We start from the raw sequence: 11,815 nt of genomic DNA on the forward strand, positions 1-11,815 counted from the left end.
CCGTTATCTGTCTTCTTTTGGTATAGCTCTTTCAATAAAGTTTTGTGTGTAATAATTACCGTAAACCCCTACTCCAGTATGTGTATACCATTTTCCTAATATTGTATCTCGATGATCTTTCGAGTTTAACCATCCATTGACTGCATCTCCAGCATCAAAATAAAAAGCTGCAGTATTTCCACCAGCTCTGTTAAAATCAATTGCTGATTCCTGTAATGTATCACTAAATTTAGGTACCTCAAAAGAATCGTTTTTTACAATATTGTTCTTTGCCATTTCTTCACTTTGTTGCCTTGCAATTTTTTGAAGATCAATATCAGATTCTAGAACTCTATAGCCATGTCTCAGTCTAAACAAATTAGTGATTTCAACAATTTGTCGTTCATTTGCTCGGTCTACAGAAACTTGCAAATCAGATGGTGGAGTTGTAGATTCCACCATTGACCCATTGTATAAAATATCATATGGTTTTTGTAAAAGAAGCGTTTCTGCATCAGAAAATCGAACAGCTTCTAATTGATTATCTTTCCCGTCTATATATAACATTGCATATAAGTTCTCAAATGGAACTAAAATTCTATTTGTTATGTCTTCTTTATTTAAAGAGAACGTATATATATTGGAGTCAATGGTCATTGTTATCTCAGATTGTACTATCGTAAAACGATAAATATCCTCCAATGATTGACCAATATCATATGGTGTTACGTCAATCTTATTCCCGATAGCAAGAATCTGCGAAACTTTATCTTCTGATACACCAATCATTTGATAATCTGAAAAAGAAGAATTATATATCCACCAATCATATCCAAAAACAGAAGGTTCTACTCTATCCGGCTTCCCTAATAGTTTTACTACCTCGTTAGAAGATCGACCTATTAGAATGGAGATACCTGTATTTGGTCTTGTAAAGATATTGTTCGATTCCACTACTTCTGTTGTTTCTTGAGGAATAACCTGTCCTGAGTTCTTTGATCCTGTAATTAGCTCATTTTCTTTCACAGGATTATCCAAATATATAAATATCACTAGTACTATAGCAATAAAAATTAAGATTCTAAATAGATTTTTCATCTTATATAACTCCTTACCAATTACTCCATTATCACTAGTATAACAAGCTTCTATAGAAATACACAATGTTGTCATTGCAACATTTTCAAATTTGAATTAATATTAATGAGAACGTACACTATGTTATATTGAACGTGAAGGAGGACAATTTAATGTATTTCGAAAACACAGGTATTGAAAACACGGTCATCGATCTAAATGTATTAGATGATGTTATGAAAAAACATGGTTTAGTTCGTGAAGGCCAATGGGACTACGAACGAGTTACTTACGACAAAAAGTATGAAATTAAAGAGGGTATTTTTTACCTTCGTGTATTTGGTTTTACTAAAGATGGTGATGTTGGTGCACACGATGCAAATATCACTTTACTTAAACCAGTTGTTGGTAAGCATTATTACCCTCATGGTGTTGAATATGGAGAAAATGAAGTTTTCCCAAATCACTTAGTTAAATCTTGTGAACAAACTTTAGCTGCTTTAAAAGAAGATTTAAAAGCTTTTGAAGCACGTGTATAATAGTATTACTTATAAAACGTTAGAGAATGTGTTCTCTAGCGTTTTTATCTGTTCAATTATAAATATCTTGTCTATACTAATAAAAAGAATAGAAAGGAGGAATTATAAAACATGGTATGGAAAATCTTAAAAAAAGAATACGTTAAGTACATAATAGTAGCCATTTTCTTTTTAATAATTGCTTTTTTTATCCTTCCAGTTTCTGTTCCTATTATTTTAGCATTGCTTACTGCAATTATAATTGAACCAGCTGTAAAATTTACTCAAAGAACATTTAAATGGAAACGAAAGCCGGCAGTAATTGCTAATTTCACATTTTTCATCATTATTATTTCAGGCCTATTATACTTCGCTGTCACTAAACTAATAAGCCAGTTGATATATACGTCTAAAGTATTCCCATTCCATTTAAATAACCTCACTGGTATTTGGATAGATATTCAAAATAACCTTTTTAAATATACGGAAGGCTTGCCAAAAGAAGTGGTAACATCCATTCAAGATAAAGTGGATTCAACATTAAATAGCATGAAGGAATCTTTACTTGATTTACTTAGCTATTCTAATATATCTGCTATTCTCACAAATATTCCGAATTTTTTAATAAGTTTCATTGTTTTTATCATCGCCCTCTTTTTATTCATGTTGGACTTAGCTAAATTACGTGCGAAGCTATTTTACTATTTATCCGATAGTACCGCAGAAAAAGTACGATTTATGTCATCAAGTATTAAAAAAACTGTTATTGGTTTTTTCAAAGCTCAAATATTAGCAAGTTTTATCATTCTAGGAGCAGCATTTTTAGGATTACTTTTTATTATTACACCAAGGTACGCTTTTATTATGGCGGTTGTAATTTGGATTATCGATATTATTCCAATACTCGGTTCCATTGCAGTATTGGCACCTTGGGCAATTTATCACTATTTAACTGGAGACATCGTTCTTGGCACAAAACTTACTGTTCTTGCAATTATATTATTGATTATAAGAAGAGCGGTAGAACCAAAACTAATGGGGTCCCAAATGGGGATTTCTCCACTTGCTATACTAATAGCTATGTTCATTGGTGCAAAACTATTTGGATTTCTTGGTTTTATGATAGGTCCTCTTATGGTAATCCTTTTTATAACCGCTAAAGAATCCGGGATGATCAAACTAAACTTCAAATTATAAATAAAACAGTAACCACCTAGATGCGGTTACTGTTTTATTTTGCTTTTAATTAGCTACCAATTATAGCTTTAATAACGGAAGTAGTTTCCCCTCCATGGTAAAAAACATAAAGTAACAGGTAGACAGCCACGCCTGTAATTGCAACAAAGAACCAGATAACGCTCGTAATTGGCCCAATTTTACGATGTTTTACTATATTATTTTTGTAACCTAAATACAAGGTTACTATTCCAAAAACTGCACCAACTGTTGCCAAAGTAATATGAAAAATTAAAAATATGGTGTAGTAAATTTTAATATCATCGGGACCACCAAAAGCAGTATTTCCTATAAAGATTGTCCGAGATGCGTAGATAATAAAAAAAGTTAATGCAGATAGAGCTGCAGCAAACATTGTTTTTTTATGTGCTTCTATTTTTCTTTGTTTTACTAGTATCCAACCAATTGCTACTAGTACTGCACTTAATACGATAAAAAAGGTACTAATTGTAGGTAATAAAGGTAAACTCATCATCATTCTCCTCGGTAACAAAAATTAAATAATTAGTTAGGCTCTACTTGAATTATGAAGATCATCTAATGCCTTTTGCGTAATTTCATCAGCAGTTTCCTGTTCTTTACGATACCATTGGAAGAAGATTGAAAATAGCACTACTCCATAAATTATTTCTTGAATAATTTTCATAATAATTCCACCAAGTTGTTGATCCTCGAATGGTGGCATATCTGAAAATAACTCAGGTCCAGATAAAGATAGACCCGATAACGTACTTGTTGGTACACATAGCTCCATTGCTTTTAACCATGAATCAGGATTCGTATACGTATCATACATTGGAGATCCAGAAAAAATGATAAGTGCACATGCAGGAGTAATTAATACTGCACTTGCAATAAGGTAACCTATTTTCTTTAATCCATGTAATCCTTTTCCATCTTTAATAATTTCAACAACTGACCACCACATGAAAATCGCTGACATAAACAAGATGAACGTATATGTTCCATGTAATACCTCATTCAACTTAATATAATCGAAAATTAAAGGTATATGGTAAAAAGAGAATAGCCCTGAAAACACGATTAATGCAAACAAAGGTTTTGTTAATAGAGGGAATACTTTTCGAACTACTGGTAATTCAATTACTACCTTCCAAACCCACCAAGGAATTCCCTTCATCATGAGAGGTGGAACTAGTAATAACAAAATAGCCATTTGTGTCATATGAAAAGAGAACATAATATGACCCATCAAGTCTATAGGCGATCCCTTAATAATATATAAAAGAACTAAGCTTGTTAAAAAATATGCAGCTTCTTTACCTTTTAATGGTTCGGAGATTTTAAAATCCTTTCTCCATTTTACAGTGATTAAAAAATACAATATTGTAATAAATACTAAAACGCCAATCATGACAGGACTCCACAATGCTTGAAAACCAAATATACTTAAAGGCATACGTATCCTCGCTCCTTTTTACATTACTCCCACTATTATAATGCTCTATCGCCATAACTTCAATGAACGAACTATGACAAATGAGATTACAAACTATAAGAGCCCGAAGAGAAGAGGCCCCTTAGCCTTCCTTCCTCTAGTACAACTAAGGCACTGAAAAAGTCTATCAAACTTGACTTTACTAAATAATGTCGTCCGATAAATTAGAAAATCGTTGAAACGGCTGCCTTTCCGCGGGCGTTGCCTTAGCCTCCTAGGCCAACACGATGTTGGTAATGCAATCGTTGCCGCAAAAGTTCTTTTGCGACGAGCTTTGCGCAGGAGCAGGATGCGGCGAACTTAGATTGCCTTCCCCTCAACTGCGGGGTCTTGAACTAACGCTATTCCCGCAGGAGTGTCGCCTTTTTCAACGATTTTCTATAAATCCTAATTAAAATACCTTAAGTGATAAAAAATTGCTCTATTAATGCATGATTGTTTTCAAATTCAAAAGCGGATAATAGTTGATTGGAGTAAAGGCGGCGACTCCAGCCGGAATAGCAAATGTTTTCTGCACCGAAAGCGAAGGGGCAGGTGCATGAGCGAAAAGATCCTGGACTGAGCGTAGCGAAATTAATTTTTGCGACTACCTTGCGCAGGAGCATCGTTTTTTTTTGCGACGAGCTTGCGCAGGAGCATCGTTTTTTTTTTTTTGCGACGAGCTTGCTCAGGAGCATCGTTTTTTTTTTTGCGACGAGCGACGAGCTTGCGCAGGAGCAAGGGGAGCGGCTGAGGCCATGCCGGCGGAAAGCGTCCACTTGGAACGGAAATAAACGGATCCAAAATAAGAATATGTGAACAACTTAACGTTCACATATTTTTATGACATCTCATCGAGGACTTTTTCAGTGCCCTCGCTACGCTCCTGCAGGGTCCGGTCTGTCACCGCAGGGTTTCTAGCAGAAGCTTGTCCAAACTACTCCTTATTGATTTTTATCGGGTTTGCCCAACTGGCTCTAGGCTTGCCCTCTAAAAGTGAGCATAAAGTATATAAAAAAAACGAGACTAAGCATAAACTTAGTCTCGTTTTAATATTACCACCAAATAATCGTTAAGAATGTAAGGAGCATTGTAAAGCCAATAGTGGCTGCTGTATATAAGAAGAACGTTGTTACAGCATGACCCTTTTCACTCATATGCATAAAATAATAAAGTTGCAATACTACTTGAATTGCAGCCAACAATAATATTATTGGAACAATATAGTATTTTGAAAAACCTGCAGCTACTGAAGTAAATGAAACAAGTGTCAAGAAAATCATTATTGCAAATGTTGTTACTTGAGCACGCATATCTTCTCTTCTCTTGCGGCGAGTATATTCATACTCTGTTTGTGATTTCACATATACGTGAGCGTCGTGTGACATATTAACCAACAACTCCCATCAAGTATACTACCGTAAAGATGAATACCCACACAACATCGATGAAGTGCCAGTATAAAGAAGCAGTATAGTATTTTGGTGCATTATACAAGCTAAATCCACGTTTAGCATTACGGATAATCAATAAGATAATCCAGCCTAAACCGATTACAACGTGAAGACCATGCGTTCCTACCAATGTAAAGAATGCTGATGAAAACGCACTTTGCCCATAAGTAAATCCGATGTGTACGTACTCATAAAACTCATAAATCTCTAATGCTAAGAAAGCTAAACCAAGTAATACAGTAATCGCTAACCAAGTTTGCATTCCTCTAAAATTATGGTTCTTCATGTGGTACATTGCGTATACACTTGTTAGAGAAGATGTAAGAAGTAACATCGTCATAACAAAGGCAAGTGGTAATTCAAATAAAGTTTGAGTTGAAAACTCCATACCACTTGGCCCTTTGTTTTTAAGAGCCAAATAAGTAGCAAACAAACTAGCAAATAGTACAGTTTCTCCACCTAGAAACAGCCAGAAACCTACGAATTTGTTTTTACCTTCTAAGGTTACTTGCTCTGGATGATCTGGCCAAGATTGTGGGGTGTACTTCGTATTAAAGTCCATTATTAATTACCCCCTTCTTCATTCATTAAATCTTCTTTGTGAATATGGAAACCATGGTCATCTTTTAATGAACGTACAGCCATTGAAAGTAATGTTATTGCTAATCCAAGAACGATAACTGGAACTGCCCATGATTTTTCACCATTGTAAAGAGCTCCGAATGCTGCTACGAATAATCCAAATGACATTACAAAGGGAATAAATGAGTTATTTGGCATATGAATATCAGATAGTGGTTCTGCATATGTCATACCTTCTTTATTACCCTCTTGTTTTTCAATCCAGAAAGTATCGAGTCCACGAACAAGTGGAGTTTGTTTAAAGTTATAAAAAGGAACTGGTTGTGGAATAGCCCATTCTAATGTACGGCCATCCTCCCAAGGATCTTTTCCAACAGGAACATTCTTAACAACTGTAATGATAATATTGATTACTAAAATGATTACACCAATTGCCATGAAAATCGCACCGATTGAACTGATTAGGTTGAACAGATCCCAACCTTGATTTGCTCCATAAGTGAAAACACGACGTGGCATACCCATTAGACCCAAGAAATGTTGAATAAAGAAAGTAAGATGGAAACCGATAAAGAAGAACCAGAATGTCCATTTACCAAGTTTTTCACTTAACATTTGGTTAAACATTAAAGGCCAATATAAGTGCAATGCTGCTAAGATTGCTAGTACTACCCCACCAACGATTACATAGTGGAAATGGGCAACGATAAAGTAAGAATCGTGTAATTGATAGTCAAGAGGTGCTGCAGCTTGCATAACACCAGTAACCCCACCTGCTACGAATGAAGGAATGAATCCTAATGCATAAAGCATTGGAGTGGTTACTTTAATACTACCTCCCCACATCGTAAGAAGCCAGTTAAAGATTTTCATACCAGTTGGTACAGCAATAGCCATTGTAGCGACAGCAAATATCGCATTAGCTGTTGGTCCTAATCCAACTGTAAACATATGGTGAGCCCAAACCATGAATCCTAAGAATCCAATTAATACTGTAGCAAATACCATGGATGAGTAACCAAATAAACGTTTACGTGAGAAAATAGCAAAGATTTCTGAGAAAATACCGAATGCAGGCAATATTAAGATATATACTTCAGGATGCCCAAAAATCCAGAATAAATGCTCCCAAATAATTGTATTACCACCCATTGTATGGTCAAAGAAGTTTGCTCCAAACATACGGTCAAAGATTAAGAAAAATAATCCAATTGTTAAAGGTGGGAAAGCGAATAATATTAACGCACTTGCAACAAATGTAGTCCAAGTCATTAATGGCATACGCATGTATGTCATACCAGGAGCTCTCATATTAATAATTGTTACAAGAAAGTTAATACCGGCTATATATGTACCGGCACCGGATATTTGAAGTCCTAGTGCATAAAAGTCAATCCCATGACCTTCGGATGCTAGCGATAGAGATGCATAAGAAGTCCATCCAGCATCAGGTGCTCCACCCATAAACCAAGATAGGTTAAGGAAGATACCACCAAAAAGGAATAACCAAAAACCAAGTGCATTTAAGAATGGGAATGCAACGTCACGTGCACCAATTTGTAAAGGCACAACAGCGTTCATATATCCAAATAATATTGGCATGGCTGCTAGAAAGATCATTGTTGTACCATGCATTGTAATAATTTCGTTAAATAAACCAGCACTTACAAAATCGTTGTCCGGTTTTGCCAATTGTATACGAATAAGCATTGCCTCGATACCACCGATTACAAAAAACAATCCGCCGGCAGCGAGGTAAAGGACAGCGATTTTTTTATGGTCAACCGTTGTTAAATAGTCCCATAAAGTTGCGCCAAAGCCTTTTTTCTTAGCGATTGAACTCACAACTTTAACCTCCTTTATTTTTATCTATTGATTTACTTTTCAATAGATAATCCCATTAAATATTCCGCAAGAGCATCTAATTGCTCTTCACTAAATTTGTTGCCATTGTTGATTGCTTCAGGCTGTGGCATTAGGTTACCTGGTTTGTGACTTTGTGGATCATTGATCCAAGCTTTTAAGTTTTCTTCGTTATGCTCCATGAATCCTGCAACACGGTTACGGTCTCCAAATGCAGCTAAGTTAGGACCTACTCCACCACCAGTACCTGCAGCAGAAGTTGCATGACAAGCGATACAACTTGTGTTAAAGATTTCTTCACCAGATTTAGCAAGTTCGCCTTCAGCAGCAGGTTCTGTTGTTTTAGCAGACTCTACCCATGCGTTAAAATCTTCTCTTTCCATAGTTTTAACTTTGAAATCCATCAAAGCATGTGAAGGACCACAAAGTTCAGCACATTTACCATAGAAAACACCTTGTTCTAATCCAGCAGAAGCTTCATCAAATTCTAAATAGAATTGGTTTACGTTTTCCACGTTTGTATCCATTTTACCACCAGCTGATGGAATCCAGAATGAGTGCTTAACATCTGCAGCTTTTAAATTAAAGTACACTTTTTCATCAGTAGGAACTACTAATTCCTGAGAAGTAACTACACCTAAATCTGGGTATTCAAACTCCCACCAGTATAATTTTGCTGTAACATTTACAGTAACTGCTGTTTTGTTACCTCCCTCATCTACTTTTTCCATTCCTGCGACATCCGCATGCTTATAAGTTAAATAAACAGTTGGAACAGCAAGTACTAATAATAGAAGAATAGGAATAACTGTCCAAATAATTTCTAGAGTATGACTTCCTTCCACTTGCTTTGGAATGACGTTTTCTCCTACTTTTTTACGACGGAATTTCACTAGTGCAAGAACATAAATAATTACTACTACTATAATAACTAAAGCCATAATAGCAGATGACAGTAATAGTAAGTTAAATTGATCCCTTCCGACTTGTCCTGCAGGTGTAAGCGTAGATAGATATTCTTCGCCACAACCCGATAGAAAAATCGTAAGAGCTGCTAACAGTGAAAAAAGTCGCCATTTTTTAAGCCCTTTCATCATAGCTAAATCAAACCCCTCTTTCATAGTTGTATTCATGTGCAGATGGACTGTGGTTCTGTTCTATATGAATTCTTATTGATTAAAGAAAGAATTCCAGTAGTTAAATAAAGATAGAGAAGATTATCATTGATACGAACAGGATGGTCATATAGTTTAATGAATAAACAAACATACGAGTAGCCCATTTCAAATCGTCTTCAGCTCGTAAACCTTTAATAGCAAGTATGAGCCAACCTATATTAAGAGCGGTAGCTAATACGATAAAGAATGTTCCAAGTTCCATTAGCAAAAATGGTAATGGGAATAAGAATATTACCCATAAAAGCATAGAACGCTTCGTACGTTCAAATCCTTTTACAACTGGAAGCATTGGAATATTAGCTGCTCTGTATTCCTCTGTTCGTTTCATAGCTAGTGCATAAAAGTGCGGTGGTTGCCACACGAACATTATTAAGAACAGAGCTAGAGCTCCAAGGCTTAAACCAGGTTCTACTGCTCCCCATCCAATTAAAGGTGGAATTGCACCAGAAATACTGCCGACTACTGTGTTACTCACATGTTTTCTTTTTGACCACATGGAATAAAGAACTACATAACTAATGATACCAGCAAGTCCCCAAACTCCCGCAGAAGTTGAAGCCATAAATAACAAAATTTCACCTACAACTAACAAAGTAAGAGAAGTTATCAGCACGGCCGTAGGATTAAACCTTCCAGTAACAGTTGGTCTTGCTCTTTTACTCTTCATAATAGGATCTATATCACGATCTATATAGTTATTCATCGCACCTGATCCAGCGATAATTAAAGCCGCCCCAAATAGTGTGTAGAACAACAAATCTAATTCATGAAGAAAATTTCGGTTAGTAAATTGAAAAGCTAACCAAATACCAGTAAACGTCGTTATTAGATTTGAATTTACAATCCCAATCTTAATAAGTGCAAGAAAGTCTTTAATGAATGACGCTGTTTCTGGATTTTTGTCAGTCTCGGTATTCGCGGTAATTGATTGACTATTCGACATGCTGCCCCCTCCTTTCAAAGTTGTAAGCATATTCCGCTATCTTTTACTATATCGAAAATCATCTCTAATTTCTATAGCGAAATATGTTTTTCGACTTATAAGTATTAAAAGATTCTCCTAAACAATACAACAATATTAATAGTAAATCATTTCTTTTTATTATTTGTGAAGGTTAAGGCACGAATTTATGAACAATTTGTGAAATAGCATTATCATACCCTATTCATTAAATGATAAACATTGTATTTTCTTCTATGTTTCGATATTATCAAAAGGCAGATACCGTCTTTTTAAGACGATCAAGATACATAAAGTAGGTGGCATATTGCACATTCACAAAAGTTTAAAATGGTTGGCTGTGGCCTCTACAGTTGGTATGCTTCTCATTCTATTAGGTGGAGCTCTTGTAACCAAAACCGATAGTGGAATGGGTTGCGGTAGACATTGGCCAGGCTGTAATGGACAACTAATACCTGATGAAATAACGACAGAAGTTCTTATTGAATTTTCTCACAGACTTGTTACAGGTGCTGTTGGAATACTTATTGTAGCTTTGGCAGTTTGGGCATGGCGTGCATTGGGAAATGTTCGCGAAACAAAGTTTTTATCATTGATGGCAATTTTCTTTTTGTTTCTACAAGCTTTAATTGGAGCAGCACAAGTTAAGTGGGGTCAAGGCGATTTCATTCTAGCACTACATTTTGGAATATCACTCATTTCTTTTGCAGCAGTCTTATTATTGACCTTACTGATCTTTGAAGTTGATCGAAAATTTGACACAGATAAAATTAGAATTGGTAAAACTTTAAAGTTTCATACAATCGGAGTCACATTATATTCATATATAGTAGTTTATACTGGTGCATTAGTAAGGCACACAGAGGCAAGTTTGGTTTGTAAAGATTGGCCATTATGTAGAAATGACGAGTTTACACTACCTACCAACTTATATGAATGGGTTCAGATGGGGCATCGTGCTGCAGCTGGCTTGATAATCATATGGATATTGATTATTGCTATTCATGTAATTAAGAACTATAAAGATCAACGCGCTCTTTATTGGGGATGGATTATTGCTTTAATTCTTGTTCTGTTACAAGGTTCTACTGGCATGCTAGTAGTATTAACTAAACTTAATCTTTATATTGCATTATTGCATTCTTTAATTGTTTCATTACTATTCGGATTGCTCTGCTATATGATTTTACTTTTATCTAGAAGTCGGATAAAAAAATAATAAGCCGATTCACCTTTGTCCTTATTTGACCAGTAACTGTTCGCTAGTGACAATTACAGATACTAAACCAATTCCTATGAGCGTGGAGAGAAGAGACGTTGTCCCTTCTCTCCACGCTTTTTTGGTATATCTCGTTAAGATTAGCTACTAGTCTAAACATTAATATAATTGATGTTTCCTAATAGAGATTAAGAGTTGGAAACGTATGTGCACTTGCCGCACGCTACGTCTAAGCCTCCGCAGAATGAATCTCTTCTCCTTCGCTTTCACATCCTTTACGGGGTCTCATTCTTCACGCCCTATCGCCGTG

General features: G+C 35.6%; 11 protein-coding genes. 3 read left to right on the forward strand and 8 right to left on the reverse strand.

The features are described from left to right. Window positions 1-3 precede the first annotated feature (3 nt). On the reverse strand, window positions 4-1,077 hold the full coding sequence (locus tag PGC35_RS00465; RefSeq protein ID WP_375217783.1) for a CAP domain-containing protein: 1,074 nt from the start codon (window positions 1,075-1,077) through the stop codon (window positions 4-6). A 152-nt stretch (window positions 1,078-1,229) separates the two neighbouring features. Between PGC35_RS00465 and PGC35_RS00470 the strand changes: the two genes are divergently transcribed. Next, window positions 1,230-1,595 (forward strand): YugN family protein, encoded by a 366-nt coding sequence (locus tag PGC35_RS00470; RefSeq protein ID WP_053590125.1) that lies wholly within the window; start codon window positions 1,230-1,232, stop codon window positions 1,593-1,595. 111 nt (window positions 1,596-1,706) lie between these two features. Beyond that, window positions 1,707-2,771 (forward strand): sporulation integral membrane protein YtvI, encoded by a 1,065-nt coding sequence (ytvI, locus tag PGC35_RS00475; protein ID WP_375217784.1) that lies wholly within the window; start codon window positions 1,707-1,709, stop codon window positions 2,769-2,771. A gap of 49 nt (window positions 2,772-2,820) precedes the next feature. Here the strand turns inward: ytvI and PGC35_RS00480 are convergent, their stop codons facing one another. The 7 genes from PGC35_RS00480 to cyoE all read right to left on the reverse strand — a co-directional run bounded on the left by PGC35_RS00480 (window position 2,821) and on the right by cyoE (window position 10,268). Beyond that, window positions 2,821-3,282 carry a DUF420 domain-containing protein gene (locus PGC35_RS00480; protein ID WP_172794277.1) on the reverse strand — a complete coding sequence of 154 codons (462 nt, stop codon included), beginning with the start codon at window positions 3,280-3,282 and terminating at the stop codon, window positions 2,821-2,823. Between the two features lie 36 nt (window positions 3,283-3,318). Beyond that, on the reverse strand, window positions 3,319-4,230 hold the full coding sequence (ctaG, locus tag PGC35_RS00485) for a cytochrome c oxidase assembly factor CtaG (protein WP_056827414.1): 912 nt from the start codon (window positions 4,228-4,230) through the stop codon (window positions 3,319-3,321). Window positions 4,231-5,303: 1,073 nt separating this feature from the next. Further along, entirely contained in the window at window positions 5,304-5,636 is a 333-nt protein-coding gene (gene ctaF / locus PGC35_RS00490; RefSeq protein ID WP_053590129.1) for a cytochrome c oxidase subunit IVB, read from the reverse strand. A 1-nt stretch (window position 5,637) separates the two neighbouring features. Then, window positions 5,638-6,264 carry a cytochrome (ubi)quinol oxidase subunit III gene (locus tag PGC35_RS00495; protein WP_375217785.1) on the reverse strand — a complete coding sequence of 209 codons (627 nt, stop codon included), beginning with the start codon at window positions 6,262-6,264 and terminating at the stop codon, window positions 5,638-5,640. Window positions 6,265-6,266: 2 nt separating this feature from the next. Further along, window positions 6,267-8,129, reverse strand: coding sequence for a cytochrome c oxidase subunit I (locus tag PGC35_RS00500; protein WP_375217786.1), 1,863 nt, complete (start codon window positions 8,127-8,129; stop codon window positions 6,267-6,269). A gap of 32 nt (window positions 8,130-8,161) precedes the next feature. After that, on the reverse strand, window positions 8,162-9,244 hold the full coding sequence (gene coxB, locus PGC35_RS00505; RefSeq protein WP_375217787.1) for a cytochrome c oxidase subunit II: 1,083 nt from the start codon (window positions 9,242-9,244) through the stop codon (window positions 8,162-8,164). 100 nt (window positions 9,245-9,344) lie between these two features. Beyond that, window positions 9,345-10,268, reverse strand: a complete 924-nt coding sequence (gene cyoE / locus PGC35_RS00510) for a heme o synthase (protein ID WP_375217788.1) — start codon at window positions 10,266-10,268, stop codon at window positions 9,345-9,347. 325 nt (window positions 10,269-10,593) lie between these two features. Between cyoE and PGC35_RS00515 the strand changes: the two genes are divergently transcribed. Further along, window positions 10,594-11,505, forward strand: coding sequence for a COX15/CtaA family protein (locus PGC35_RS00515; RefSeq protein WP_375217789.1), 912 nt, complete (start codon window positions 10,594-10,596; stop codon window positions 11,503-11,505). Window positions 11,506-11,815 lie beyond the last annotated feature (310 nt).

The sequence above is a fragment of the Psychrobacillus sp. PGGUH221 genome (assembly GCF_042055255.1).
Lineage (GTDB): Bacteria > Bacillota > Bacilli > Bacillales_A > Planococcaceae > Psychrobacillus.